Annotated in this window: 25 protein-coding genes and 1 tRNA gene; 8 read left to right on the top strand and 18 right to left on the bottom strand. The window is 69.3% G+C overall.

The window, feature by feature from the left end:
- The first annotated feature begins 1 nt into the window (after position 1).
- The 5 genes from NUV94_00690 to NUV94_00710 all read left to right on the top strand — a co-directional run bounded on the left by NUV94_00690 (position 2) and on the right by NUV94_00710 (position 5,647).
- Complete coding sequence (locus NUV94_00690) at positions 2-1,240, top strand: adenylosuccinate synthase (protein MCR4391312.1); 1,239 nt, start codon at positions 2-4, stop codon at positions 1,238-1,240.
- A complete protein-coding gene (locus NUV94_00695; GenBank protein ID MCR4391313.1) occupies positions 1,237-1,989 on the top strand; it encodes a fumarylacetoacetate hydrolase family protein in 753 nt (250 codons plus the stop codon). The genes NUV94_00690 and NUV94_00695 overlap by 4 nt, the downstream gene beginning before the upstream one ends.
- Before the next feature lie 48 nt (positions 1,990-2,037).
- Positions 2,038-2,481 carry a 50S ribosomal protein L13 gene (rplM, locus tag NUV94_00700; protein ID MCR4391314.1) on the top strand — a complete coding sequence of 148 codons (444 nt, stop codon included), beginning with the start codon at positions 2,038-2,040 and terminating at the stop codon, positions 2,479-2,481.
- Between the two features lie 236 nt (positions 2,482-2,717).
- Positions 2,718-4,901, top strand: a complete 2,184-nt coding sequence (locus NUV94_00705) for a PKD domain-containing protein (GenBank protein ID MCR4391315.1) — start codon at positions 2,718-2,720, stop codon at positions 4,899-4,901.
- 116 nt (positions 4,902-5,017) lie between these two features.
- Entirely contained in the window at positions 5,018-5,647 is a 630-nt protein-coding gene (locus NUV94_00710) for a hypothetical protein (protein MCR4391316.1), read from the top strand.
- Here NUV94_00710 and NUV94_00715 read toward each other — a convergent pair.
- Positions 5,644-6,699 (bottom strand): phospholipase D-like domain-containing protein, encoded by a 1,056-nt coding sequence (locus NUV94_00715; GenBank protein MCR4391317.1) that lies wholly within the window; start codon positions 6,697-6,699, stop codon positions 5,644-5,646. The genes NUV94_00710 and NUV94_00715 overlap by 4 nt on opposite strands.
- Positions 6,700-6,720: 21 nt before the next feature.
- Between NUV94_00715 and NUV94_00720 the strand changes: the two genes are divergently transcribed.
- The gene (locus NUV94_00720; GenBank protein ID MCR4391318.1) at positions 6,721-9,126 is read left to right on the top strand and encodes an AAA family ATPase; all 2,406 of its coding nucleotides are present in this window, start codon (positions 6,721-6,723) and stop codon (positions 9,124-9,126) included.
- 10 nt (positions 9,127-9,136) lie between these two features.
- Here the strand turns inward: NUV94_00720 and NUV94_00725 are convergent, their stop codons facing one another.
- The 5 genes from NUV94_00725 to rpsF are packed head-to-tail and all read right to left on the bottom strand — an operon-like array spanning position 9,137 to position 14,545.
- Positions 9,137-12,439 carry a serine hydroxymethyltransferase gene (locus tag NUV94_00725; GenBank protein ID MCR4391319.1) on the bottom strand — a complete coding sequence of 1,101 codons (3,303 nt, stop codon included), beginning with the start codon at positions 12,437-12,439 and terminating at the stop codon, positions 9,137-9,139.
- A gap of 22 nt (positions 12,440-12,461) precedes the next feature.
- On the bottom strand, positions 12,462-13,556 hold the full coding sequence (locus tag NUV94_00730; GenBank protein MCR4391320.1) for a hypothetical protein: 1,095 nt from the start codon (positions 13,554-13,556) through the stop codon (positions 12,462-12,464).
- Positions 13,557-13,560: 4 nt separating this feature from the next.
- The gene (gene rpsR / locus NUV94_00735; protein ID MCR4391321.1) at positions 13,561-13,818 is read right to left on the bottom strand and encodes a 30S ribosomal protein S18; all 258 of its coding nucleotides are present in this window, start codon (positions 13,816-13,818) and stop codon (positions 13,561-13,563) included.
- A complete protein-coding gene (locus NUV94_00740; GenBank protein ID MCR4391322.1) occupies positions 13,818-14,243 on the bottom strand; it encodes a single-stranded DNA-binding protein in 426 nt (141 codons plus the stop codon). The genes rpsR and NUV94_00740 overlap by 1 nt, the downstream gene beginning before the upstream one ends.
- Positions 14,240-14,545 (bottom strand): 30S ribosomal protein S6, encoded by a 306-nt coding sequence (rpsF, locus tag NUV94_00745; protein ID MCR4391323.1) that lies wholly within the window; start codon positions 14,543-14,545, stop codon positions 14,240-14,242. The genes NUV94_00740 and rpsF overlap by 4 nt, the downstream gene beginning before the upstream one ends.
- 173 nt (positions 14,546-14,718) lie before the next feature.
- Here rpsF and NUV94_00750 point away from each other — a divergent pair, with 173 nt between their 5' ends.
- The gene (locus NUV94_00750) at positions 14,719-15,042 is read left to right on the top strand and encodes an HU family DNA-binding protein (protein MCR4391324.1); all 324 of its coding nucleotides are present in this window, start codon (positions 14,719-14,721) and stop codon (positions 15,040-15,042) included.
- A 236-nt stretch (positions 15,043-15,278) separates the two neighbouring features.
- On the opposite strand, the gene asnS is transcribed toward NUV94_00750, so the two are convergent.
- From asnS to NUV94_00785, 7 genes are all read right to left on the bottom strand, one after another.
- Positions 15,279-16,574, bottom strand: a complete 1,296-nt coding sequence (gene asnS / locus NUV94_00755) for an asparagine--tRNA ligase (protein ID MCR4391325.1) — start codon at positions 16,572-16,574, stop codon at positions 15,279-15,281.
- A gap of 35 nt (positions 16,575-16,609) precedes the next feature.
- A complete protein-coding gene (locus NUV94_00760) occupies positions 16,610-16,873 on the bottom strand; it encodes an acyl carrier protein (GenBank protein ID MCR4391326.1) in 264 nt (87 codons plus the stop codon).
- A 24-nt stretch (positions 16,874-16,897) separates the two neighbouring features.
- Positions 16,898-17,650: a 3-oxoacyl-ACP reductase FabG gene (gene fabG / locus NUV94_00765; protein ID MCR4391327.1), complete on the bottom strand. Its 753-nt coding sequence runs from the start codon at positions 17,648-17,650 to the stop codon at positions 16,898-16,900.
- Complete coding sequence (locus NUV94_00770) at positions 17,625-18,509, bottom strand: ACP S-malonyltransferase (protein ID MCR4391328.1); 885 nt, start codon at positions 18,507-18,509, stop codon at positions 17,625-17,627. The genes fabG and NUV94_00770 overlap by 26 nt, the downstream gene beginning before the upstream one ends.
- Positions 18,503-19,486, bottom strand: a complete 984-nt coding sequence (locus tag NUV94_00775) for a ketoacyl-ACP synthase III (protein MCR4391329.1) — start codon at positions 19,484-19,486, stop codon at positions 18,503-18,505. The genes NUV94_00770 and NUV94_00775 overlap by 7 nt, the downstream gene beginning before the upstream one ends.
- Positions 19,479-20,465: a phosphate acyltransferase PlsX gene (plsX, locus tag NUV94_00780; protein ID MCR4391330.1), complete on the bottom strand. Its 987-nt coding sequence runs from the start codon at positions 20,463-20,465 to the stop codon at positions 19,479-19,481. Before plsX ends, NUV94_00775 begins: the two co-directional genes overlap by 8 nt.
- An 8-nt stretch (positions 20,466-20,473) precedes the next feature.
- A tRNA-Leu gene (locus tag NUV94_00785) sits at positions 20,474-20,557 on the bottom strand.
- Positions 20,558-20,632: 75 nt separating this feature from the next.
- Between NUV94_00785 and NUV94_00790 the strand changes: the two genes are divergently transcribed.
- A complete protein-coding gene (locus NUV94_00790; GenBank protein ID MCR4391331.1) occupies positions 20,633-21,526 on the top strand; it encodes a hypothetical protein in 894 nt (297 codons plus the stop codon).
- Here NUV94_00790 and secD read toward each other — a convergent pair.
- From secD to NUV94_00815, 5 genes are all read right to left on the bottom strand, one after another.
- Positions 21,501-22,859: a protein translocase subunit SecD gene (secD, locus tag NUV94_00795; protein MCR4391332.1), complete on the bottom strand. Its 1,359-nt coding sequence runs from the start codon at positions 22,857-22,859 to the stop codon at positions 21,501-21,503. The two genes, NUV94_00790 and secD, sit on opposite strands and share 26 nt — an antisense overlap.
- Before the next feature lie 12 nt (positions 22,860-22,871).
- Complete coding sequence (yajC, locus tag NUV94_00800; protein ID MCR4391333.1) at positions 22,872-23,171, bottom strand: preprotein translocase subunit YajC; 300 nt, start codon at positions 23,169-23,171, stop codon at positions 22,872-22,874.
- A 4-nt stretch (positions 23,172-23,175) separates the two neighbouring features.
- On the bottom strand, positions 23,176-23,652 hold the full coding sequence (locus tag NUV94_00805) for a hypothetical protein (protein MCR4391334.1): 477 nt from the start codon (positions 23,650-23,652) through the stop codon (positions 23,176-23,178).
- A complete protein-coding gene (gene mgtE / locus NUV94_00810; protein MCR4391335.1) occupies positions 23,649-24,965 on the bottom strand; it encodes a magnesium transporter in 1,317 nt (438 codons plus the stop codon). The genes NUV94_00805 and mgtE overlap by 4 nt, the downstream gene beginning before the upstream one ends.
- An 85-nt stretch (positions 24,966-25,050) precedes the next feature.
- Positions 25,051-25,512, bottom strand: coding sequence for a small multi-drug export protein (locus NUV94_00815; protein MCR4391336.1), 462 nt, complete (start codon positions 25,510-25,512; stop codon positions 25,051-25,053).
- Positions 25,513-25,598: the final 86 nt, after the last annotated feature.

A 25,598-nucleotide genomic window follows, 5' to 3' on the forward strand; every position in this document is an offset into this window, starting at 1 on the left:
CATGCCCGGGATCGCGGTGATCGGGGCCCAGTGGGGGGATGAGGCCAAGGGCAAGGTGGTGCACTTCCTGGCCCGCGACGCGGACATGTGCGTGCGGTTCAACGGCGGTCCCAACGCCGGCCACACCGTGGAGGACGACCACGGCACGGTCCGGCTTCACCTCGTGCCGGCCGGGGCGCTGCGCCCCAGGTGCCGGGGGGTCCTCGCCCATGGGGTGGCCCTCGACCCGTGGGCGCTAGAACAGGAGCTCGCCGAGCTCGCCGCCCAACGCCGCCCTGAACCGGACCTCCTGCTCTCGGAACGGGCCCACCTCATCCTCCCCCACCATCGCCTCGTCGAGGAGCAGGAGGGGACCGCGGGCCGGCTGGGAACGACCCGCCGCGGGGTGGGGCCGGCGTACCAGGACCGCGCCGCCCGGCAGGGGCTGCGCCTGGCCGATCTCGCTGACGTGGACCTCGTGCGGGAACACCTTCACGACGTCGCCTGCCGCGTCGGCGGGTTCGCCCCCGACCCGATCGCGGGCGATCTCATTCGGTTTCAGAACCGGTTCGCCGACCGGATCGGCGACGCCCAGGGCGCGATCGAGCAGGCGCTCGCCGCCGGGAAGACGGTGATCTTCGAGGGGGCGCAGGGGACCCTCCTCGACCTCGACTTCGGCACCTACCCCTACGTGACCTCGTCCTGCACCACCGTGCATGGGGTCGGGTGGGGGGCGGGGATCCACACCGATCGCGTGGAACGGGTGATCGGGGTGGCCAAGGCCTATACGACCCGGGTCGGGGAGGGCCCGTTCCCCACCGAGGACCACGGCCCGGCCGGGGAGAGGCTGCGGGAGGGCGGGTCCGAGTTCGGCGTCACCACCGGCCGCCCCCGCCGCTGCGGGTGGCTGGACCTCGTCGCCCTCCGCTACGCCCACCGCGTGAACCGGTTCACCGAGCTCGCCCTGACCAAGCTCGATGTGCTCGCCGGGATCCCCGAGGTGCGGGTCTGCGTGGCCTACCGGATCGACGGGGCCCGCACCGACCGCTTTCCCGTCACCGCCCGGGAACTGGCCCGTGCCGAGCCGGTGTACGAGGCCCTCCCGGGCTGGCGAGGGGACGTGCGGAAGGCCCGGTCGTTCGAGGACCTGCCCGCCGCCGCCCGGCGCTACGTCGCGTTCATCGCGGACGCCGTGGGCGTCCCGGTGACGCTGATCGGCGTCGGTCCGCACGAGGTGGAGACGTTGAACGTGGGGAGATGAGGATCGTCCGGTTCGACCGCGGCACGTGGGGGAGCCTAGAGGGCGAGGTGATCCGGGCCACCCGCGGCCCGGGGGGAGCCCCTACCGGGCGCATGCACCGCTTGGGCGCGGTCCGCCTCCTTCCTCCGGCGGTCCCCACCAAGATCGTGTGCGTGGGCCGCAACTTCCGCGGCCACATCCGGGAGATGGGCCACGACAGCCTCCCCCAGGAACCAGGCCTGTTCCTCAAGGCCCCCAATGCCCTCGCCGCTCCGGACGAGGCCATCCCGTATCCGGCGTTCACCCACCTCCTTCACTACGAGGGGGAGCTGGCGGTGGTGATCGGGCGGACGATGCGGGAGGTGCCGGAGGAGGCGGCGCTGGATCACGTGTTGGGCTACACGTGTGCCCTCGACCTCACCGCCCGGGACGTGCAAGCGAAGGACCTCCAGTGGGTACGGGCCAAGTCCGCCGACAAGTTCCTCCCCTTGGGGCCGTGGCTCGCGACCGATCTCGACCCGGAGGACGTGTGGCTCCGCACCTATGTGAACGGGGAGCTCCGCCAGGAGGGGCACACCGCGGACATGATCTTCCCGGTGGCCCGCATCCTCGCGTACATAAGCTCGTTCATGACCCTCGTCCCGGGGGACGTGGTGCTCACCGGGACGCCGGAGGGGGTGGGGGAGCTCCGGCCAGGGGACGAGGTGGAGGTGGCCGTGGACGGCGTGGGTGTCCTCCGCGTCCGGATCGCGCCCGCGGTGCCTGGTTGAGGAGGGGCACCGATCCTCTATAATCGTTGATCTAACGAGGAGGGACCGATGCAGAAGACGTACATGGCCAAAAAAGAAGACGCCGGGATCACGTTCCGCCGCGAATGGTACGTGGTGGATGCCACCGATCAGCCCCTCGGGCGGCTCGCCTCCAAGCTGGCCATCATCCTCCAAGGGAAGCATAAGCCCACCTACACCCCGTTCTTCGACGTGGGGGACTACGTGATCGTGATCAACGCGGACAAGGTCCGGTTGACCGGGGGAAAGTGGGACCAGAAGATGCATTACCGCCATTCTGGGTACATCGGCCACCTGAAAGCCACCCCGTACCGTGAGCTTCAGAGGCGGCATCCGGAGCTTCCGATCAAGCTTGCGGTGCGGAGGATGCTCCCCAAGAACACGCTGGGCCGGCGCATGCTGCGCAAGCTCAAGGTCTATCCGGGCCCAGAACATCCGCACCAGGCGCAAACCCCAGCCATCCTCTCCCTTTAGCCGCGGCGGTCGCGAGGCCACCGCCGAGGTGATCTAGGTCACCCCCACCCCAGACAAAGTGAGGGTAGGGTGGCCTCTTCTTTCCTGGGTCGTCGTGCCCCCCTTGGGTAGGATGAGCCAGCCGAAAGTAGGCCGGAAATGCAAAGGGGGGTGATTCAAGTTACAGACGAAGGACGCCGTTTGGCGATAGACTGCTTTCCTGGATGGAAGGGATTGCCATAAGTAAGGAGGTCGATATGGTGAGGAAGATCAGCCTGTGGACCTTGATCGTCCTCGGGGTCGCCCTGCCCCTGCTCGGTCAGGGGTACTTCGAGGTGGCCCAGGGGACGGTCAAGGCCGCCGTGCCGCCGCTCGCGGGCACCACGGGAGCCCGGGAGTTCTATGGCTATGACCAAACGCAGTTCTCGTCCACCAACCCGCTCACGGAGTCCCGCGCCACCGTGATGTTCCTGTACCGGGAGCCCACCGGGCAGCTTTTCCTGTTCATCATCCACGACAAGCCCGTGGCCGGTGCCGGGGGAAGGGTCCAGTTCGGCATCCGCGGTGTCCCGCTCGGGGCGGACTTCATCGTCCAGGACGACCCGTCCAACATCAACCCCACCGACCGCTACGACATCGCCGGCGGGCAACTGGCCTGGGAATGGGGGTCGCCCCGCACCGACGGGGGCGTGCTGGGGCCCCTCGGGGAGGAGTTCGAGATCACCCTGACCCCGGCCCAGATCACCGGCATCCAGCGCATCGTGTTCCTGTCGGGGAACATCGCCGCCCCCACCCGGACCGAGCTCAACATCACCGATCCCATCACCATCCGCGGTCTGCGGAACCAACCGCCGGTGCCCAAGCTCACCGTCACCCCAGCCGCCCCACGGGCGCGCCAGGAGGTGGTGTTCGACGCCTCCGGAAGCTACGACCCGGACGGCCGCATCGTCGAGTACCGGTGGGACTTCAACGGCGACGGGACGGTGGATCTGGTGAGCACCGAGCCCGTGGTCCGCTACACCTATGCCGCCGGCGGCCCGTACAACGTCCGGCTCCTGCTCGTGGACAACGCGGGGATGGAGGCGACCTACACGGCCCCCCTGTACGTGTCCCCGATCACCGTCACCGCCACCCGCTCCATCTCCACGAACGCCGCCCTCCCCGGGACCACGTTCCGCGTCCAGGTGCGCATCCACACCGATCAAGACCTGGTGGGCGCGGGCCTCGACGAGGACCCGCCGGTGGGGTGGGAGATCACCCCGGTGGCCAACGCCGGCGCCGTGTTCAAGCGACCCACCCTGCAGTGGGTGTTCCTGGACACGATCAAGGCCGGCAGCGAACGGGTCATCATCTACGACGTCACCGTGCCCAAGGTGGAGCTCCTCGCCTCGATTCGCCTGCCGCAGCAGTTCTGCATCACCGGCGTGTTCCAGGCCAAGGTGCCGGACATCGTGGTCGAGGTGCTGGGCGAGTCCTGCTTCATCGTCAACGATTGTCTCCCGATGCTGGACGCGATCGCCCACCTCGTGCCCGCCGCCGCCCCCGGGGAGCCGGACCGGATCGACCTGCGTCTGGCGGAGTCCATCACCGATGCCCAGCTCATCCGGGCCGGGGAGCTGTGGCGCACCGATCGCCCGGTGGTGGCCACGTGTGGGGAGCGGATCAACCTGGAGCAGTTGAAGCTCATCACCGCCTACGCCGCCTCCTGCACCCCGGTCGACCAGCCGCTGCCGAGCATGCCCGCGGCCAAGGTGACGGCCCGGCGGACCATCATCACCCCCATCCCCTGCGAGGGCGTGGTGATCGGGTTCTACGACTCCATGGGCAACGCCATCGGCAACAAGTTCACGGTTAAAGTGGAGATCACCACCGACAAGGACGTCTATGGGGTGGGCCTCGACGAGGACCTGCCCGTGGGGTGGCGGGTCACCCCGATCCAGAACGATGGCTTTCTCTACAAGCCGGGCGTGGACCAGTGGGTGTTCACCGGCACCCTGCGCGCCGGCCAGACCAAGACCGTCATCTACCAGGTGGAGGTGCCCCCCACCATCACCGTGGAGACCACGCCCCCGGATCCGTGCCGGGTGCTGTCGGCGGAGACGGTGGTGGGCCGCGTGGACACTGGGCTGCCCTGCGTAGAGGCGGACGTCCTTGGGCAGAGCCGGGTCGAGCTCACCGATTGTTTGTCGGTGATCGTGGCCATCTCCCGATGGGACGTGGCCCGCGAGGGCATCGACCTCTCGCTCTCCGACAAGATCACGTTCCCCCAGGTCCAGCGGGCGATCGCGTTCTGGCTGGAGGACACCCCTGTGCCCCGGACCTGCCCGCCGGGGGTGGTGGACTACGAGACGATAAAGAAGATCATCGCCATGTGGCTCACCGGCACCCCGATCTGCGAGCTTCTTCCGGGGCAGGTGCCCGGGGTGTGCGAGGGCCGGTAGGGGGACGCGCGGGCTGGTCTTCCTCAAGGATCGAGCGGGCGGGGGCCTTGCGGCCCCCGCCCGCTCCGCACGCGGGAGGCATCATGAGAACTGCGATCGTAGCGTGTTTGGCAAGCATGACCGTAATTGGCTTGGCCAATGGGGTAACGGTGGTCCCATCGACGTTCATCCCCGCTCCTGGGGCGGAGATCACCCTCCAGGCCGTGGGGGCACCTGCCGGGGCCACGTTCCGTTGGGATCTGGGCGCCGACGGCCGGCCGGATGTGACCACCGACCAGCCGTGGGTGCGGTGGACGGTGCCCGCCGGGTACTGGGAAGTCGGCCTCGAGGTCGTCCAAGGTGGGAGGATCGTCGATCAGGCCAAGATTGCGGTGGTGGCCGACGCCCGCCTGGGCGCGGTTCGGACCGTGCAGTGGGTGAACGGAGCCTTGGAGATCACGGTCACCGTGCTGGCCAAGGTCCGTCTCCTCGGTCCCGGGGTTGTGGAGGACATACCCCTGGGCTGGGTGGCAACCGCGTCTGGACCTGAAAGCGCCCTTGCCAAGGTGAATGAGAAGAATCAGATTGAGATCCTTGTGCCCAGTTTGGAGCTGCAGCCTGGCGAGGAGGCGACGATACGGTACCTCCTGTACCCGCCGTCACTTGACGCCAGAGCCCGGTTCACAGGATGGGTCACCGGTTACTCCAGCGGTGATGGACGTGTGGAGCGGGTCGAGGTTCCTGTGGCAGGGACGGTGACGTTCTAGCGCAGAGGGCGTCCCGTCGTCCACAGCTCCTCGAACATCAGGGTTAGCGGTCGGCCAAGCTCGGGGACCCCGAGGAGGGCGAGGCCGGCCTCCACGTTGCGCGCGAGCGAGTAGTACGACCAGTTGGCCGAGGTCACCATCACGTCCCGCTCGTCCACGATCAGGCACTTGGCGTGCAGGGTGGTCCCGGGCGGGTCGAACCGCACCGCCGCCCCGCACGTGGTGAGGTACGCTGCGCTGAGCCGGTTCTCCTGGGCGAGGTCGGGGAAATCCTCCCCGCCCTCGAGGAGGACGCGGACCTGGACCCCACGGGCGGCGGCGGCGCACAACGCGTCCACGATCCGGTTCGCGGGGCTGTCCGCGAACTGGGGGTAGTAGACGAGCCGGTACAGGAGCACATCCACTCGCCGGGCCGCCCGGGCGATGAGCTCGGGGATCACCGACGCGTGCAGGTTCCCCTCGGGAAGGTCGAACAAGGGCACCAGCGCCGGCTCCGGCCACGGCGGCTCCGAAAGCCGGGGTCGGGCCCGCAACCTCCCGTCCCAAAGGAGATCGAAGAACACGGCGAGGAAGGCGGCCAATTCCGGCGAATCCACGGCCAGGTCCACCTGGACGCTCCGCTCCAACGCCGACCACGTCCAGTGGGTGGACCCGATCACCGCCCACCGCCCGTCCACCACCAGGAACTTGGCGTGCAGGGTCACCTCCGGGTCATCCCCCGCCACCTCCACGCCCCTGTCCCTGAGGTACGCGACCGCCGCTTCCTGCTCCCGGTAGGGTTCCCCTTCCCGGCGTTCGACCAGCACCCGCACCCGGACCCCGCGCCCGGCGGCGGCGACGAGGGCGTCCAAGAGGGGCAGGGTAGCTCCGTTCCCGTACAGCCGCATGTCGGAGAGCGCGATCTGGATCTCCTCTTCGGCGGAGGCAATGAGCTCCAAAACCAGGTCCACGTACGCGGGCTGCCCGGGGCGGGTGACCAGGGGGGCCACCGGCATCGCCCACATCGCCCCCGTCCAGGCCAGAACCAGCACGACAATGGCGACCCTGTTCATCCCTGGGTATGATACTGGGCCATGGTCGAGGTGCTGACGCCGGATCGGCTCCGCCGTGCTTGTGACCCCCGCTCTTTTTCGTTCGCCACCACCGATGAGCTGGAACCGCTGTCGGGGATCATCGGCCAAGATCGGGCGCTGGAGGCGTTGTACGTCGGCCTGCGCATCAAGGATCCCCGCCATCGCTACAACATCTTCGTGTCCGGCGAGCCGGGGCTCGGCAAGACGTCGGCGGTGACCCACTTCCTGGCCAAGGTGTCCCGCGACCAACCCACCCCGCCGGACATCTGCTACGTCCACAACTTCCACGTGCCGCACGCCCCGCGGTACCTCCTCCTCCCGGCGGGGCGCGGCCGGGAGCTCAGGGCAGACATGGACCGGTGCGTGGAGTTCCTGGCCCGGGAGCTCCCCAAGGTGCTGGAGTCAGAGGAGTTCAAGGCCCGGGCCAAGAAGGAACGGGAGCGCTTTGCCGCTGAGCGGGACGGGATCTTCCACGACCTCGAGGCGCGGGCGGCGGCGCTGGGGTTCACCGTTCAACGGACCCCAGTGGGCATCAACACCATCCCCCTCAAGCCCGACGGTGCCCCCTACTCCCAGGAGGAGTACGAGTCCCTGCCCGCTGAGGAACGGGCGGCGATCCTCCGCCGCCAGGAGGAGCTACAGGAGCTGGTGCGCGACACGTTCCAGAGGCTCGGGCAGCTCGAGGAGGCGTGGCAGGAGGCCCAGCGGCACCTGACCAAACAGGCGGTGCAGTTCCTCATCGAGCCTCGGTTCGCCCAGCTCCGCGCGAAGTACGCGGATCTGGATCGGGTGCAGACGTTCCTCTCGGAGGTCCAGGCGGACATCGTGGAGAACGTGGAACAGCTTCAGGCCGCCAATAAGAAGCCCCCCTTGCCGGTGCCCATGCTGGAAGGGATGGATCGGTTCCACCGGTACCGGGTGAACGTGATCGTGGATCGCTCCGGGACGGAAGGGGCACCGGTGGTGGTGGAGGAGAACGCCACGTACACGAACCTGGTCGGCACGGTGGAACGGAAGGTCCAGTTCGGGGTGGTGACCACCGATTTCACCCAGATCCGCGCCGGGTCCCTGCACCGGGCGAGCGGCGGGTATCTGGTGCTGTCGGCGACCAACCTCCTCCGGTTCTCGCTGAGCTGGGAGGCGCTGAAGATCGCGCTCAAGACCGGGGAGATCCGGATCGAGGACCCGGCCCAGATGCTCGGGTTCGCCTCCACCGAGGGCCTCAGGCCGGAGCCAGTGCCCCTGGACGTGAAGGTGATCGTCATCGGCTCCCCGTACCTCTACCACCTCCTGCACTCCTACGACGAGGACTTCCGGAAGCTTTTTACCATCCGGGCCGACTTCGACACGGAGATGCCGTGGACCGAGGACGCCCCCCTCGCCGTGGCCCGGTTCATCCGGGCGCGGCGGGACGAGGACCCGTCCGTCCTCCCGTTCGCCCCGTCCGGGGTGGCCCGGGTGGTGGAGTACGCGGCCGAGCTCGCCGGAGACCAGAAGAAGCTGGCCACCCGGTTCGCCTCCCTCGCGTTCCTCGTGAAGGAGGCGAGCTTTTGGGCCCGCGAGGCCGGGGCCGCGGTGGTGGACGGGGAGCACGTGCGGGTGGCCATCAACAAGGGGCGCTCCCGCCACTCCCTGATCGCGGAGAAGGTACGGGAGTGGATCGCCCGCGGGAAGCTCATGGTGGACGTGCACGGGGCGACGGTGGGGCAGGTGAACAGCTTGGCCGTGATCGACCTCGGGGAGATGGCGTTCGGCAAGCCGAGCCGGATCACGGCCAACGTGTTCACCGGAAAAGATGGGGTGGTGGACATCGAGCGGGAGGCGGAGCTGGGGGGGAAGCTGCACACGAAGGGGGTCATGATCCTCAAGGGGTACCTGGGGGCCAAGTTCGCCCGGCAGAAACCCCTCTCCCTGGCGGCCAGCCTGGCCCTGGAACAGTCGTACACCGGGGTCGAGGGGGACTCCGCGTCCGCCGCCGAGCTCTATGCCCTCCTCTCCGCACTCGCCGGCGTTCCCCTCAAGCAGGGGATCGCCGTGACCGGGGCCATCGATCAGAAGGGGCGTCTGCAACCGATCGGCGGGGTCAACGAGAAGATCGAGGGCCACTACCTCGTGTGCAAGGAGCTCGGCCTCACCGGGGACCAGGGGGTGATCATCCCCCGCGGCAACGTGGACGACCTCATGCTCCCCGAAGAGGTGGTGCAGGCGGTGGCCGAGGCCCGGTTCCACGTGTGGGCCTGCGACACGGCCGACGAGGGGATCGAGCTCCTCACCGGGATGGCGGCCGGGGAGCCGGACCCGGAGGGGAACTACCCGCAGGGAACCCTGTTCTACCTCGTCGCACGGCGGCTCGAGGAGATCCGGGAGAGCCTGCGCACGGCGGAGGAGAAGGACGAGGGCGACTGACCCCTTGGGGTCAGTCCTCCCCGGCCATCGGCAGCGCCTCCCGCTTGAGAAACCGCGACACCGTCTTGCCCCACACCACGAGGGGCAGGCGCGCCCCGGGCCGGATCTCCCGCGGCAGTTCCCTGTCCCCGATCACGAACCCAAGCGGGGTGCCCTCGCCCACACCGCGGCGGTCGAGCAAGGCCATCCCCACCTGGCCGTTCTCCAGGACCACGCAGCTCGTGACCGTGCCCACGACGTGGCCGGTTCGGTCCACCACCGGCGCCCCGGCGCGGACCGGGCGCTGCCCGGGATCAATGGCGAACCGCACCACCTCCCGGGACGGGCGGCCCAGGGCGCGAAGGTAGGCGGCTCGCCCCACGAAGAACGCCTTGTGCAGCTTCACGTACGGGGCGAACCCGGCCTCGTGGGGCCACACCCGGTGCTCGCCCCCAAGCTCATGGCCGTACAGGGGCAGCCCGGCCTCGGTGCGCAGGGAGTCCCGGGCGGCGAGGCCGCACGGCACCACCCCAAGCCCCTTGCCCGCATCCAGGATGAGGTGCCAGATTTCCTCCGCCTGGGATGGGGGGACGAGGAGCTCGTAGCCCATCGGCTCCCCGGTGTACCCGGTGCGGGCACAGAGGACCGAAGCGCCGTCGATCGTGACCTCCCGGAACTCGGTGCGGCGCAACGCGATCAACCGGTGCTTGTCCCGCCCCGCAAGGAGGCGCAACAGGACGGCCCGGGACGCCGGGCCTTGGAGGGCCAGGTCGACCCGCCCGCCCGCGGCACCAGGGGCCTTGAGGTCACGCAGGTCCACCGGGCCGTCGGGCTCGACCCACGGCCGGTCCGGGTCGAGGAGGACCCGCCCAGAGTTGACCGCGTTGAGCCAGTCCCAATCCTTGCCCTCGTTGGCCGCGTTCACCACGAGGAGGAACCCGTCCTTCCCCGTCCGGTAGACCATGAGGTCGTCGATGACCTCCCCGTCCGGGGCAAGGAGGAACCCGTACTGGGATTGGCCGGGATGGAGCCACCCCGCGTAGTTGGTGGTCACCACGTTGAGGAAGCCCTCCGCGTAGCGGCCGGCGACCTCGAAGGCGCCCATGTGCCCGAGGTCGAACAGGGCTGCTCGCTCCCGCACCGCCCGGTGCTCGTCCAGGGCCGACGTGTACCACAGGGGCATCTCGTACCCGGCGAACTCGGCCATCCGTGCCCCGAGGGCCCGATGGACCTCGGCGAGCGGGGTCCTCTGGAGGGGCCGCTCCGGGGCCTGCGGCCGGTAGGACTCCTTCGTGGCAGGGACGACGAACAGGTGCTGGCCCACGAAGTACGGTTTGCCGAGGGCGAACAGCTCGGGGTGGCGGGCGTAGATGGCCTTGGCGTCCCCGCTCAGGCCGAGGAACGGCTCCGGTGGGTGGCGCCGACGCCCCGCCTCCTCGGCGCTCACGACCAGGATGCGGCCGCCCCCGTCCAGCGCCAGGCCTTCCTTCCCATCGCGGAGGAACGCGGGACGCAGGCCGTGGGCGGAGAGGTCGTCCACGGCCGCCGGGCCCTGGACCTTGCGGTAGATGTCGGCCGGATCGAACAGCACGTACCCATCGGACAGGGCGGAAAGCCACCGCTTGAGAGCCTCGCCGGTCTCCGGAGGGGCGAGGACGAGGAACCGCTCCCGGCCGAGGTCGTCGTCGGGGAGACGGCCCACGATGGCCTCGGACAGGACGTTCCCCTCACCGTCAAGGAACAGGGTCCTGCGGGCATGCCCAGGGTCAAGGCACAGCACGCTCGCCGTGCCCGCCTCGTGGAGGAGGTGGGCGGCCCGCCCGCCCCGCACGAGGAGGGCCACGCAGTCCCCGAGGTCGACGTGCTTGCCCGCCGCAGCCGTGCGGTGGGGCGAGTCGGCCCGGACCACGGCGGGGACCCCGCCGAACCGGGCCAGGAGGGCCTGCACCCGCTGCCGCGCCTCCTCGAGCACGGGAAGGGGGAGCTTCCCCCGCGGGAGAGGCCCGCCCGCCCCGTGGTACGTGAACGGACGGATTGCGGTGAGGACCATCCCCGTAACCTCGGCGATCTCTTCCATCTCCGCCTCCCCCATCCCGCGCTGGGTGGCCCAGGGGGTCCCGTACCGGATCCCGCGGGCGTCGGCGGCGGAGGTGTCCCCGGGAATCGTGTTCTTGTTGGCCACAAGGCCGGCGAGGTCGAGGATGCGGGCCGCGGTCTCCCCCGCGAGCGGCTCTCCATTGGGGGTCGCGACCCCGCGCAGGTCGAGCACGAGGAGGTGGGTGTCCGTGCCCCCGTACGCGAGGCGTAGCCCGCGTGCGGCGAGGGCGTGGGCGAGGTGGCGGGCATTGTCCACGATCCGGTGCATGAGATCGCGGAACGCGGGAGTCCGAGCAAGCTGGAACGCGCAGGCGATGGCGGCGAACTTGTTCACATGGGGCCCCCCTTGGGCCCCGGGGAACACGGCGGCGTCGATGCGGGCGGCGATCTCCGGATCACAGGACAGGATCACCGCCCCACGCGGGCCGCACAGGGTCTTGTGGGTGGTGAACATGACCACGTCCGCGTACCCGATCGGGTTCGGGTAGGCCCCGGCGATGGCCATCCCCGCCACGTGGGCGATGTCGGCCATGAGGAACGCCCCACACGCGGACGCGATCTCCCGGAACGCCCGCCACTCCGGGGCCCACGGGTACGAGGTGTACCCGGCAATGACCATCCGCGGGCGGTGCTCCTTGGCCAGGGCCATGATCCGGTCGTAGTCCAAGCGCTCGCTCGCAGGGTCCGCCCCGTACGTCACCACCCGATACCGCCGGCCCGATTGGTGGAACGGGGACCCGTGGGAGAGGTGCCCCCCCTGAGCGAGGTCCATGGCCAGGATCGTGTCCCCGGGCCGGAGCAACGCCTCGTAGATCGCCATGTTCGCTGCCGCCCCGGACAGGGCTTGGACGTTCGCGAAGATGTCGTCCGCCCCTACCTCGGCGGTGGCAAAGCACTCCGCCGCCCGCCGGCAGGCCAGCGCCTCCACGAGGTCGGCGAACTCCACGCCCTTGTAGAACCGCCGGTCACTGTACCGGCGGAAGTACGCGAGCTGTTCGGCGATATCGCTCAGACGCGCCTCGGGGAGGCGCAGCATCTCCTCCCTGGGATACCCTTCCGCGTAGATCGAGGTGAACGCCGACCCCAGGGCCTCGCGCACCGCCCGTGGGGTCAACGATTCGGACGGGATCAGGATGATCTTGTCCCGCTGCCGCGCCTCTTCCGCCCGGACCAGTCCCTCAAGCGCCCGGTCGATCTCCGTCAGCCCCAGCTCCCAGATCGCACGTTCCTCGTCCATGGCCTTCCTTTCCGGCCTGAGTTTACCCGGGAAACGAAAGCGGACGGCAGCGGACCTCGCGGTCCGCATTGAGCCAGGCCAGCTCGGCCGCGAGGTACATCCCCCCCGAGACCAGGCAATGCCCCCCGAGGAGGAACGGCGTCGGGGCCTCGGCGCAGGCCCGCACGAGATCCCTTAGGAAGGGGTGGCCGACCTTGTCGTACTGGAGGAGATCCGCTGCAAACCGCTCCTCCGCCGGCGGCCACGTGCCGAGGTGGGCCATGAGGACGCGGGTGTCCCACACCACTCCATCGCCGAGCTCGCTTAGGACCTGAACGAGGCGTACCGGTGATCCGACGACGATCCCGAGGAGCGACCGCACCGCCCCCCGCTCGGCCCGCCCGCTCGCCTCCATCCCCCGCTCCTCGGAGAGCACCCGCACCCGACACGCCGCTTCCATCTCCAGGTAGCGCAGGAGGTGTCCCCCCACCCGCCCGAGGAGGAGGACCTCCGCCTCGGGATCGGCGAGGAGCCGGACCACGTGCCGGGCGCGTTCGGTGGGGATCTCCGCCAGCACGCGGCGCAGGCCATCCGGAAGGTCGGGGTGGAGGGCGAGGACTTGGAGCTCGCCTGGGGTATCGATGTCGAGCTGGGTGGCCGCGGAGCGGGGGAGCTCATAGCACACATACCCGGCCTGCCAGAGGCGGATCCCGAGCGGGTTATCCCGGGCGAGGTCGGCCACCGGGCCCGGGGGGGCGATGAGCGCGAAGTCGGTGGAGTAGAAGTTGTTGAGCACCGCGTACGGGGGCGGGCACGGGGCCGCGGTCACCACGCGGTCCAGTTCATCGTCCCCAAGGAGGAACGCGCTCCCGGCGGAGACGTACAGGAGGCGCTCCGGGCGGTACTTCCGGACGAGGTCGTTGAGGCGGGCCCCGTACCGCCACGGTCCAGGCGGATCCGGTTCCACCGTCGCCGCTGTGCCCTGCCACGGGCCGAGGACCGGGGTAGACACCACCACCTGGGCAACGGCGGGATGGCGAGCGAGCCGGCGAACGAGGGCCCGGGCGGCCTCGGTGCGGGCCCGCCCGACCACGTCCTCCCCCCCACGATCGAAGAGGAAGACGACGACCTCCGGCATCCCGCTACGGGCGTTCCTCGTACGGCAGGAGGGCGAGCTTACGGGCGCGGTCGATCTCCGTGGCCAACCAGTTCTGGTGCTTGGCACACAGGTGAGTGATCCGCCGGGACAGGATCTTCCCGCGGCGGTTCATGAACTGCCGGAGCGCCTCCGGCTCTTTGTAGTCGAACTTGAGCCCCTGCTGGCAAACGCGGCACACCTTCTTGTGTCGTTGCAACATCGGCTTGTGTCGGTGGACCATCGGCTTGTGTCGTTGCACCATCAGAATGGAACCTCCTCTTCTGGTTCGGGCGTGGGTTCTTCTTCAGTGGGCTGGGTCGGCTGGACTTCCCCTTCCAATCCCGGGGCCTCCGGCCTCGCCCCCAGAAAGTGCACGGATTGGGCGACCACCTCGGCCACCCGACGGCGTTCTCCGGCCTGGGTCTCGAACGACCGGACCCGCAGCCGGCCGTCGATGGCCACCTGGCGTCCCTTGCGCAAGTAGGTGGCGCAACTCTCGGCCTGCTTGCCCCAGACCACCACCGGGACGAACGTCGCTTCCTCCTCCGCCGCCCCGGTTTCCGGGTTCTGCCAGGTCCGGTTCACGGCGATGCTGAACCGCACCAGGGCCCGGCCGCTCTGGGTGTAACGGAGGTCGGGGTCGGCCGTCAACCGCCCGGTGAGCACCACCCGGTTGATGTCGCTCATCCGCCCCCGTCCATGCGAACGATCTGGTAGCGGAGGAGGGCGTCGTCCATGGAGAACCGACCCTCCACGCTACGGACCCGTTCGGCCGGGAGGGAAAAGGTGACGAGGACGTAGTACCCCTCGCGAAAGCGGTCGATCTCGTAGGCCAGGATGCGCGGACCCCACTCGTCCGTGCCCTGGACCTGTCCGCCCTCGGACTCGATCACCTGCTGGATCTTGCCGATCTTGTTGCGTCGCTCCCCCTCGTCCAGGTCGGGACGGAGGATGTACACCATCTCGTAACTGCAAACCTCACCGGCCACCTCAGCAGCCTCCTTATGGAAAGGGATCGTCTTGGTCGTACTTTACCGCCGTTCCCCGGGCGCGTCAACCGTTTTTCCACGAAAAGGGGCATGGGAAGGGGGTTTACACTTGACAACCCCCTGAAAGTGCACTATACTTGGGCATCCTTGACCTAGGGAGGGGGTGGTAACCCGTGAACAAGGGCGAACTGGTGGATCGGATGGCAGCGCGGACAGGGCTTACGAAGAAGGATGCCCGGAAGGCATTGGACTCCATGATCGACATCATCACCGACAGCATCGCCAACAACGAAGAGGTGCTGCTCACTGGTTTTGGCAAGTTCGAGGTGCGGACGCGCAAGCGCTCGCAGCGCATCAACCCGCAGACGCAGAAGCGGATCATGGTCCCGGAGAAAGTGGTACCCGCCTTCAAGCCCGGCAAGAACCTGAAGAACCTGGTGAGCCAGCGGCTCAAGGTGGTCGTGGACCGGGGCGAGCTCAAAGTCAAGAAGGCCTGACCGCGACGTATCCAGGGGTTGTGGGCGGCTGCTCCGCGCAGCCGCCCACCGTTTGGGATGCTCAGGAGGCGGGGGGAGCAGGATCCCCAGGGGCACACGGCGCTCGAAGGGCCATGTCCACCAATGCCGATGAACCCTGCTCCCCTAGCGTGCTGGTGTGTTGTCGGCGTGTGAGGCTTTGGCTACGTGCCTTGCCTTGTTGCGCGGAGGAAGTTTACCCGCCCCCCACCGCCCGGTCAAGGGCAGAGGCGGTCCAAGGTCCGGGGGAAGGGAACCGCCTCCCGGATGTGCGGGATCCCCGCGACCCAGGCCACGACACGCTCGACCCCGAGGCCGAACCCGGAGTGGGGCACCGACCCCCAACGGCGCAGGTCCATGTACCAACGGTAGGCCTCTTCCGGGAGGTTGGCCTCGCAGAGCTGGCGGAGCAGCTCCTCCTCGCTGTCCACCCGCTGCGAACCCCCGATGATCTCCCCGTAGCCCTCCGGAGCGATGAGGTCGGCGTTCAAGGCCAGGTCTGGGTTCTCCGGGTCGCGCTTCATGTAGAACGGTTTGATCCGGGCCGGGAACCGCTCCACGAACACAGGGCGCCCGAAGTGCTGGGACAAGGCGTCTTCCCCCGGGGCCCCGAAGTCCTCCCCCGGCTCCATCGCCACCCCGCGCGCCCGCACGATGTCCACCGCCTCATGGTAGGTGACCCGGGCGAACGGGGCGGCCACCTCGGCGAGGAGTACCTCCGGATCGCGATCCAACTCCTCCAGGTCCCTCCGGCGCTCGGCCACCACCGACTCCACGATGTACCGCACCAGGTCCTCTTGGAGCTGGAGGTTCCCATCGTGTTCAAGAAACGCCACTTCGGCCTCGGCCATCCAGAACTCGGTGAGGTGGCGGCGGGTTTTGGACTTCTCGGCGCGGAACACGGGGCCGATCCAGTACACCTTGCCCAGGGCCATGCACGTGGCCTCGAGGTAGAGCTGGCCGGACTGGGAGAGGTAGGCCGGCTGGCCGAAGTAATCCAGGGGGAACAGGGTGGTGGTGCCCTCCACCGCCGTGCCCACCACGATCGGGGCCTCGGTGGCCACATAGCCCCGCTCGTGGAAGAACGCGCGGATCGCCCACAGCACCGCGTCCCGCACCCGGAGGATCGGGACTTGGCGACGCATGCGGATCCACAGATGACGGTGATCCATGAGAAACCCGACCCCGTGTTCCTTGAGCCCGATGGGGAAAGGTTCCTTAGGGATGTGAACCGGCTCGATGCGGGTCACGGAGAGCTCGTGGCCGCCCGGGGCGCGGGGATCGACGCGCACCGTACCCCACACCCGGAGCGAGGCCTCCTGGGGGAGCCGCTCTGCGAGGGCGAACGCGTCCGGGTCGGCGTCCGGGGTGACCACCCCCTGTACGAGGCCGGTCCCGTCCCGGACGATGACGAACCGCACCTTGCCCGAAGAACGCTTGTTGTAGAGCCACCCCTGGACGAGGACCTCGCGGCCGACGTGCCGCGCCAGTTCCTCAATGTACACCGCGTTCATCCGCCACACCGCCTACGAAAAACCGCCGCAGCCGGTCACGGCCTCCCTTCCGCGTTCTCCTTCTCCTGGACGCGGCTCTCGATGTAGGCGATCGCCTCGCCCACGGTCTGGATCCCATCCGCGTCTTCGTCGGGAATCTCGATGCCGAACTCGTCCTCGAATTCCATGATCAGCTCGACGGTGTCCAGGGAATCGGCCCCGAGGTCGTTCACGAAGGAGGCCTCGTCGGTGACCTCCTCCACATCCACCATGAGTTGTTCAGCGATAATCTCACGCACGCGATCCGCGATCTCGCTCATCGACTTCAACACCTCCCGATCTTTTTATTCGCATGGCACGAGGCCACCGTCCACGTAAAACACGTGCCCAGTTATATAAGAGGCCTTGGGGGAAAGCAAGAACACGATGACCTCGGCCACCTCCGCCGGATCCCCGGCCCGGCCGAGCGGGATCCGGGCGAGGTAGGCCTGGCGGGCCGCCTCCGGCAGCGCCTGGGTCATCGGGGTGTTGATGAACCCGGGGGCGACCGCGTTGACCCGGACCCCCCACGGGGCCGCCTCCTGGGCCAGGGTCCGGGCTAGGGCCACCAGGCCGGCCTTGGCCGCGGCGTAGTTGGCCTGGCCCACGTTCCCGGTCAGGCCCACCACCGAGGTCACGAACACCATTGCCCCCGCGCGGGCGCGGGCCATCCGGGCCAGGGCCTCCCGGGCGCACAGGTACCCGCCGGTGAGGTGGGTCCGCACCACCTCCTCCCAGTCCCCGGGCCTCATGCGCAGGAGGAGCTTGTCCCGAACGTGCCCGGCGGCGTGGACGAGGAAGTCCAGCCGCCCCCCCCAGTCGGCCACGGCGGCGAACGCCCCCCCCACCTCCTCCGAAACCCCCACGTCGCACGGGAAGAACCGGGCCCCGGGGCCGAGCGTCGCTGCCGCGTCCTCGCCTCGGGTCGGGTCCCGGCCGATCACGGCCACCTTGGCCCCGGCGGCCACGAGGAGCCTCGCCGTAGCCAGGCCGATCCCGGACGTGCCCCCGGTGACCACCGCCACCTTCCCGTCAAACGTCTCCGACCACCTCCGCAAGCGCCCGGAAGCGTACCCGGGACGTACAGCGCCTGCCAAGTCGGGTCAGGACCTCCCCCGGGCCGGCCTCCACCGCCTCCACGACGCCCAACGTGGGGAGCGCCTCCATGACCTTCGTCCACACCACAGGCGACGTCATCTGGCGCTCGAGGAGGGATCGGATCCGCTCTGGGTCGTCCTCCACCGCGCCGCTCGTGCCTGACACGATCGGGACCGCGGGCGGGGCGAACTCCACCCGGGCCAGGGCCTCGGCAAGCCTCGCCTCGGCCTCGGCCATGTGCGGGGAGTGGAACGCCCCGGCCACCGGCAGGGGCAGTGCTCGCCCTCCGTGGGCGTGGATGAGGGCGGCGGCCCGGTCCAAGGCATCCGCCCGGCCGGAGAGGACGGTCTGCCCGGGGGCGTTGTAGTTGGCCACGTGACAGCCGGCCATCTCCGCGATCTCCGCCGCCGCTTCTGCGGGGATGCCGAGCGCCGCCACCATCCCGCCGGGGTGGGCGGCGGCTGCCTCTTCCATGAGCCGCCCCCGCAGGGTTACCAGCCGCAGCGCCTCCGGCCACGGGAGGACCCGGGCCGCGGCCAACGCCGCGAACTCCCCCAGGGAGTGGCCGGCCACGGCAGTGGGGCGCAGCCCGGCCCTCGTCAGAGCTGCCCACGCCAGCCATTCCACCACGAGGATCGCCGGCTGGGCCACCGCGGTCCGGGCGAGTTCAACGTCCGTGAGCTCGGGGAGGTCCCGCCACGGCATCCCGGTGGCCTCCTCCGCCTCCTCCACCAGGGAACCGGCCCACGGCTGGGCGAGGAGCCCGCGGCCCATCCCCCGGTAGTGGGAGCCCTGCCCCGGGAACAGGAACGCTACCACCGCAGGATCACCGTCCCGTAGCAGGCCCCGGCCCCGAACGCGGTCACCGCCACCACCTGTCCGGGTTCAACCCGACCCGTGCGGACCAGCTCGTCCAGGGCGATGGGGATGGAGGCGGTGGATGTGTTCGCGACGCGATCGATGTTCACCACCACCCGCTCCGGGGGGAGCTTGAGGCGCTTGGCGAGGGCGCCCACGATGCGCAGGTTGGCCTGGTGGGGGATGACCCAGTCGATGTCCTGGAGCGTGAGTCCGGCCCGGGCCAGGGCCTCGCGGGTGGCGCGGGCCATCATCGTCACCGCCGGTCGAAACAGGCCCTCCCCTTCCATCCTGAGGAAGTGCAGCCCCTCGCGCACCGTGTCCGCCGTCGTCGGCCGCCGCACCCCCCCAGCCTCAATCCGCAGGAGGGAGAGCTTGGCGGGGTCGCCGTGCAGGGAAACCCCGAGGATCCCGGCGGTCCCCTCCGCCGGGACGAGCACGGCCGCCCCGGCCCCATCGCCGAACAGGACACACGTCGAGCGATCCTCCCAATCCACAAACCGGGATAGGGCTTCGGTGCCCACCACCAGGGCACTCCTCGCCAGGCCGACGGCGATCATCGCCCCGGCCAGGGCCAGGGCATACACGAACCCGGCGCAGCCGGCGGTGACGTCGAAGAACGGGGCGTCCTTCGCGAGCTTGAGCGCGGCGGCAAGGTGAGGCGCCGTGCCGGGGATGATCTCCTCCGGGACGTTGGTGGCCACGATGAGGAGGTCCACGTCGGCCGGACCTTTTCCGGCCGCGGCCAAGGCGGCGCGGGCCGCGGCCACCCCCATCTCCGCCGGCACGTCCCCGGCAGCGAGGATCCGGCGCTCGCGGATCCCGGTGCGGGTGCGGATCCACTCGTCACTCGTGTCCATCCGCCGCGCCAGGTCGTCGTTGGTGAGCCGCGTGGGGGGAAGGTAAGACCCGGTCCCTGCGATCCTGACCTTAATCAACGGCGGGGATGGCGGCCTTGATCCTGTCCACCAGGCCGGCTTGGCAGGCGAGGAACGTCCGTTCCACTGCAGCCTCGATCGCGGAGGCGTCGGACCGGCCGTGGGCGGCCATCACCAGCCCGTTCACCCCGAGGAGGGGGGCCCCGTTGTGCCCCTCGTAGCGGAGCTTCCTCGCCACCTCCCTCAGGGACGGGCGAGCGAGCCACGCCCCGGCCTTGGCCCGCGGGGAGCGGGAGAGCGCCGTCCGCAGCGCCAGCCAAACCACCTCCGCTCCGCCCTCAACGGCCTTGAGGAACAGGTTCCCGGCGAACCCGCCGGTGACGAGGACGTCGGCCGGCCGCGCGACAAGAACGGTGTGCGGCTCCACGTTGCCCACGAAGTTGTCGCGGGCGGCGAGGAACTCATGGGCGGCGCGCACCAGCTTATCCCCCTTGCCGGGCTCGACCCCGATGTTGAGGAGGCCCAGCGTGGGGGAGGCGATCCCCAGCACCTCCCGGGCGTAGGTGATCCCCATGTCCGCGAACTGAACAAGGTGCTGGGGTTTAGGGTCAGCGGTGGCCCCAGCGTCGATGAGCAGCACCGCCGGCCCGGCAAGCGTGGGCAGAGCCGCACACAGGCCTGGCCGCAGGATCCCGGGGAGCCGCCCGAGGACGAGCAGGGCGGCGGCCACCACCGCCCCGGTGTTGCCCGGGGACAGGAACGCGGCCGCCTTCCCCTCGGCCACGGCCTCCAACCCCCGGACGATGGACGACGTTCGATCGCGGACGGCCTCCACCGGATGGGCATCCGGGGCGACTACCCCGTCGCAGTGGAGGACCTCCACCGGGGCCGCGGGAGGGAGGTGGGGCTCGATGTCCTGGCGGCGGCCGGCGAGGATGAGGTGGACGGGCATGCGCTCGCCGGCCCGCACCGCTCCGGCCACCAACTCCCGGGGCGGGCGGTCCGCCCCCATCACGTCGACCACGATGGAAAGGGTCACGGGTACTATGCCGAGGGTGGGATTTGAACCCACACAGGCCGAAGCCCACTGCCCCCTCAAGACAGCGCGTCTGCCAATTCCGCCACCTCGGCGCCTCGGCATGTTAGCGGTGGCACCGAGTCCCGTCAAGAGTTGTCCCCGTTTGGGTTCTCGGGTAAGGTGCGGGCGTGGCCGCGGTTCGGCTCGGCGTCTATTCCGGGGATCCGCTGGCGGTGGAGCGCACGCTCGCCCAGCGGCTGAGCGCCCTCGGCCCCCACCAGCGGGTGGCCCTGTTCGGGGATGAAACTTGTCTGGGAAAGCTACTGGACGAGCTCGGCACCCAAGACCTGTTCGGGGAGGCCAAGGTGGTGGTGGTGCGGCGGGCGGACGCGCTGACCCACGAGCCGCGGCTGGCGACGGCGCTCGCCAGGGGCCTCCCGCCGGGCACGGGCCTGTTCCTCATCGGGGAAAAGCTCACCGGACCGGTGACGCGGGTCGCCGAGGAGGTGCAGCACTTCCCGGCCCCCACCGGCCGGGCGCTACGGGAACTGGCGAGAGAGCTCCTGGTCGAGGTCGGCCTTCCCACCCCGGCGTTCCTGGTGGACCTCCTCGCCGAGGCCAGCGGTGGGGACACGTTGCGCATGGCCCAGGAGGTGGCCAAGCTCGCCCTGTGGCAGGGGGCGCGGCTCCCCCCCGGGGCACGCCTCCCCGAGCTCCTGTTCTTCTCTCAGCCCCCGCCGTACGCGTTCCTGGACGCCGTGGGCACACGAAAGATAGCCCGGGCCTTGGCTGAGCTCGCGAAGCTTTTGCGCTCAGGGTGGAACCCGGCCTCCCTGTTCTTCCTCCTCGTGAGCCACATCCGGTCGCTCCTCGCCGCGCAGGCGGCGGCTTCCGCCGGGCGGAAGCCGCCCGGGCCAGAGTGGCTCGTGCGGCGGCGGCTGAACCAAGCCCGTCTGTTCGGCGAGCCGGCGCTGGTACGGCTGCTTGGCCGCCTGCAGGAGCTCGACCTGGCCATCAAAACGGGGAGGCTCTCCCCGGACGCGGCCCTGTACCTGTTTACGCTTGACTTGACTCCGGTTTGACCGGGATGCGCTCGCCGATCCCGGTGGTCTCGAGCAACAGCCGCGATGCCACCAGGGCGGCGAACAGGGACGCGGCCACGCCCAGGCCGAGGGTGATCGCGAACCCTTCCACCGGTCCGGAGCCCAAGGTGAACAGGATCACCGCGGTGATGATCGTGGTGATGTTGGCGTCCAGCACCGCCGGCAAGGACTTCGCGAACCCGGCGGTGATGCAGGCCGTGGGGGACTTGCCCGTCCGGCGCTCCTCCTTGATACGCTCGAAGATGATGACGTTGGCGTCCACGGCCATGCCGATGGTGAGGATGAGGCCGGCGATGCCGGGCAGGGTCAGGGTGGCCCCGAACGCGCGCAGGGCGGCGAACACGATGAGCATGTTTAGGATCAAAGCGACATCGGCTACCAGGCCCAGCCACCTGTAGTAGAGGATCATATACCCGAGGACGATGACGAAGCTGATGACAAGCGCGGTCATGCCGCGCCGGATGTAGTCTGCCCCCAGGGTGGGGCCGACGGTCTGCTCTTCGATCACCTGGACCCGGGTCGGCAGGGCCCCCGAACGGAGGACCACCGAAAGGAGCTTCGCCTCCTCGAACGTGAACCGGCCGGTAATCGTTGTGGAGTCCTGCACCGCCCGCCACCCGCCTTGGGCGGCCTGCTTGATGGACGGGGAGATGGCCGGCGCCGAGTACACCACGTTGTCCAGGATGATCGCCAGCCGGTCGTCGACCTGGAGGGTCCGTAGGACCTCGACGAACCGCTCCGCCCCGGTGCGGTTGAAGGTGAGGGCGATGTAGAGACCAGGGCTGCGGGGATCGGTGGACGTGCGCACCACCGCGCCCTCCAGCACCTCCCCGGTGAGCAGGGGTTCCCCCTGCACCAGGTAGTACTCGGATCGGTCGTTGCTGGGGAAAATCTCCTGGGGCTCGACCCGTTTAGCTTCCAGATCCCCCCGGTTCGCCGCCGCGTCCAGCACCTTGCGGAACTCGAGGAGCGCGGTGCGCCCGAGGAGCTGCTTGGCCTCCTCTGGATCTGCGGCGCCGGGGATCCGCACCTCCACCCGGTCGCCCCCCATGGGACGGATCTCGGCGTTGGCGAGACCGTACTGGTCCACGCGTTCGGAGAAGATGGTCACCAACCGGTCCACCACATCCCGGCGCTGGGCAGGCTCCACGTCCTCCAGGCCCTCCGCCTGGAGGACCAACCGCACCCCGCCCTGGAGGTCGAGGCCAAGCTTGATCACGTTCCCCAGGGGCCAAAACGGGTAGAGGAGCCCCACCACGGCGAACAGGGCTGCCAACACCACCCCGAACCGAATCCAGTCGTTGCGTTTCATCTCCTCACTTCCTCACTTGCGCGCCTTGTCCACGATGCTCGACCTGGATAGCCTGAGCTTTCCTTCCTCTACGGTGAGGACAACGGAGTCGTCCTCGATCTTCTCCACGGTGCCGAAGATCCCGCCGGCGGTAATCACCCGGTCCCCCCGCTTCAGGGAGGAGATGAGCTCGCGGTGTTCCTTTTGCCGCCGCCGTTGTGGCCGGATGAGGAGGAAGTAGAAGATGGCGGCGAACACCACGAGCAGGATGACCATGGAGATGAGGGATTGGCTGGCTTGGGCGTCCCCTGCAACCTGGGCGTACGCTGTCATGTCATCACCCCTTAGCACGTTGAACCCGCAACACTCCGCGCGCCACGAAGGGAATGGCGACCACCGCCACACCCCCGCTCCAAGCCCAAAACGCCGGGCCGGAAAGGCCACGGCCCAACGCCACGAGCTGGTGCAGCACGGCGAAGAGGTCCAACCACAGTATAGCGTAAACGGGGGCGGCGAGCGACCGGGGCCGGGCGAGGTCGAGGGCCACAGTGAGCGGGGGAACAGCGAGCCATGCCGCGAGCGCGGCCCGGGCCCCGACCAGCCCGAGGCCGAGGAAGAGGAGGGCATGGCCGGGGAGGAGGCGGACCGGGGAGTTGCCCGCCAGCGGTCCCCGCCGGACGCGCCAGAGCCCATGGCCCCATAGGCCGAGGAGCAACGCCCCGCCGGTGAGCCGCCATGGGACGGGGAGCGGGGCGAGGGCCGCGGCGATCAGCACCACGAGCAGGCTCCCCGAGAGGAAGACGATGCCCCTCATACCAGGTACGGGAGGAACGCGGTGGCCAGGCCCAGGAACAGGAAGATGCCGATGAGGTCGCCGATCGTGGTCGCCACCGGCCCGGACACCATCGCCGGGTCGATGCCCAACCGCTTGAACAAGAAGGGGAGGACGCCGCCCGTCAAACACGCGCCCACGGTGGTCCCCGCCAACGCCACCCCGGCCACGGCCCCGAAGAATGGCCTCCGCCAAAGCAGGGTAGCGATGAGCCCGATTTGGGCCCCGAGTGCCAACCCAGCCAGAAGCCCCACCCTGAGCTCCTTCCACACCACCCAGGGCAGGTCTTTCCACTGAACTGCGCCGATGGCCATGCCCCGGATGGCCACGGACAGGGCCTGGGCCGCGGCGTTGCCGCTCATGTCCGCAATCAGAGGCATCAGCGCTGCCACAAACGCCAGTTCCGCGATCGTCGCCTCGAACCGGCTCACCACGGCGGCCACGGTCATGTTGAGAATAACTAAGGCCATCAGCCATGGCAGCCGTTTGCGCACCGAGGTCTGCGGAGGGTCCAAGGGATGATCCTCGCCGGCCGGGATGCCGCCCAGGCGAAGGAGGTCCTCGGTGGCCTCCTCGCGGATCACGTCGATCACGTCGTCCACGGTGACGATGCCGAGGAGCTTCCCCCCCCCATCCACCACCGGAAGGGCGAGGAAGTTGTACTTGTCAAACGTCCTCGCTACGTCCTCCACGTCCATCGTCGCGGGCAAGGACACGAATTCCGACTGCATGATGTTGCGGATCGGCGTTTCGGGCTGGGCGAGCACGAGTTCCCGCAGGGACAGGACCCCGAGGAGCCTCTTCTTCTCGTCCACCACGTACGCGTAGTAGATGGTCTCCGCCTCTTCCGCCACCCGGCGCAGATGTTCGATCGCGTCCTGAGCGGTCATATCACCTGGCAGGGCCACGACCTCGGGGGACATGAGCCCGCCCGCGGTGTCGGGGGGGTAGGCGAGGAGTTCCGAGAGGGACTTCGCTTCCCAGGTCTCAAGGCGAGAGAGGACGTCCTGCACCGTCTCGCGGGGGAGCTCGGCGAGGAGGTCCACCGCGTCGTCGGGCTCCATGTGGGAGAGAATCTGGACGGCCTCCTCCCGGTTGAGCTCAGCGAGGAGCTTGGCCGCCTCGTCCGGCTCCATCTCCCCAAGCGGCTCAGCCGCGGCCCGACGCCGGTACAGGCGGCGCAGGAGCTCCACCGCCTCCTCCTCCCGGAGGGCGGCGAGGATCTCCGCGACCTCAGCCGGATGGCGACGGATGAGGTTGTGGATGTCCACCGGCTCCCGAATCTCCTCAGGCATACTCGGGCAATATACCCGACCGGTGCCGGGCTTCCAGGCCGCAGCCTTGGGCGAGGTGACAGGACACGGTGTGGTACGCGGGACGCTAGACGAGCGCGATCAGGCCCACCGCAGCAAGGAGGACGGCGGCCCCAGCGATGAGCACCCCGAGGGCGATCAGGGGGAGCGCCCTCCAGGGCGGGATGCCGAGCAGGGTGGCGATCACCGCCCCGGTCCACGCCCCAGTGGCCGGGAGCGGGGTGGCCACGAACAGGACCAGGGCCAGGTGCCCAAGATGGCGAAACCGTTCCCGCTGCCGCCTTTCCTGCCAGGCGAGATAGCGCACGGCACCCCGCCCGATCGGGCCGGGAAGGCGGGGGAGGTGCGGCAAGAGCCGCCCTAAGACGAGGAGGAGGAGCGGAACCGGGAGAAGGTTCCCCGCCACGGCCAGGACGTAGGCGGACGCGGGGGAGAACCCGAGGGCAAGGGCCAGGGGGAGTCCACCGCGCAGCTCGGCGATCGGCGCCGCGGAGAGAAGCAGCACCTTAGCCGCCGCCAGCCAGTCCATGGCCTGCATTATCCATGATCGACAGCTCATGTTCCCTCTGCCGCTCGGTTGTAGGAAACAGCGTTCCCCGCGTACCATCACCGTGG

The organism is Candidatus Acetothermia bacterium, assembly GCA_024653305.1.
GTDB lineage: Bacteria > Bipolaricaulota > Bipolaricaulia > Bipolaricaulales > Bipolaricaulaceae > JACIWI01.

Excerpts from the sequence above, each read along its gene's own strand:
- NUV94_00715 (MCR4391317.1), bottom strand. The coding sequence starts at position 6,699 with ATGAACAGGGTCGCCATTGTCGTGCTGGTTCTGGCCTGGACGGGGGCG.
- rplM (MCR4391314.1), top strand. The coding sequence starts at position 2,038 with ATGCAGAAGACGTACATGGCCAAAAAAGAAGACGCCGGGATCACGTTC.
- NUV94_00705 (MCR4391315.1), top strand. The coding sequence starts at position 2,718 with ATGGTGAGGAAGATCAGCCTGTGGACCTTGATCGTCCTCGGGGTCGCC.
- NUV94_00690 (MCR4391312.1), top strand. The coding sequence starts at position 2 with ATGCCCGGGATCGCGGTGATCGGGGCCCAGTGGGGGGATGAGGCCAAG.
- yajC (MCR4391333.1), bottom strand. The coding sequence starts at position 23,171 with ATGACAGCGTACGCCCAGGTTGCAGGGGACGCCCAAGCCAGCCAATCC.
- mgtE (MCR4391335.1), bottom strand. The coding sequence starts at position 24,965 with ATGCCTGAGGAGATTCGGGAGCCGGTGGACATCCACAACCTCATCCGT.
- rpsR (MCR4391321.1), bottom strand. The coding sequence starts at position 13,818 with ATGGTGCAACGACACAAGCCGATGGTCCACCGACACAAGCCGATGTTG.
- NUV94_00695 (MCR4391313.1), top strand. The coding sequence starts at position 1,237 with ATGAGGATCGTCCGGTTCGACCGCGGCACGTGGGGGAGCCTAGAGGGC.
- NUV94_00740 (MCR4391322.1), bottom strand. The coding sequence starts at position 14,243 with ATGAGCGACATCAACCGGGTGGTGCTCACCGGGCGGTTGACGGCCGAC.
- NUV94_00815 (MCR4391336.1), bottom strand. The coding sequence starts at position 25,512 with ATGGACTGGCTGGCGGCGGCTAAGGTGCTGCTTCTCTCCGCGGCGCCG.
- NUV94_00710 (MCR4391316.1), top strand. The coding sequence starts at position 5,018 with ATGACCGTAATTGGCTTGGCCAATGGGGTAACGGTGGTCCCATCGACG.
- NUV94_00805 (MCR4391334.1), bottom strand. The coding sequence starts at position 23,652 with ATGAGGGGCATCGTCTTCCTCTCGGGGAGCCTGCTCGTGGTGCTGATC.
- NUV94_00725 (MCR4391319.1), bottom strand. The coding sequence starts at position 12,439 with ATGGACGAGGAACGTGCGATCTGGGAGCTGGGGCTGACGGAGATCGAC.
- NUV94_00720 (MCR4391318.1), top strand. The coding sequence starts at position 6,721 with ATGGTCGAGGTGCTGACGCCGGATCGGCTCCGCCGTGCTTGTGACCCC.
- NUV94_00760 (MCR4391326.1), bottom strand. The coding sequence starts at position 16,873 with ATGAGCGAGATCGCGGATCGCGTGCGTGAGATTATCGCTGAACAACTC.
- asnS (MCR4391325.1), bottom strand. The coding sequence starts at position 16,574 with ATGAACGCGGTGTACATTGAGGAACTGGCGCGGCACGTCGGCCGCGAG.
- secD (MCR4391332.1), bottom strand. The coding sequence starts at position 22,859 with ATGAAACGCAACGACTGGATTCGGTTCGGGGTGGTGTTGGCAGCCCTG.
- NUV94_00730 (MCR4391320.1), bottom strand. The coding sequence starts at position 13,556 with ATGCCGGAGGTCGTCGTCTTCCTCTTCGATCGTGGGGGGGAGGACGTG.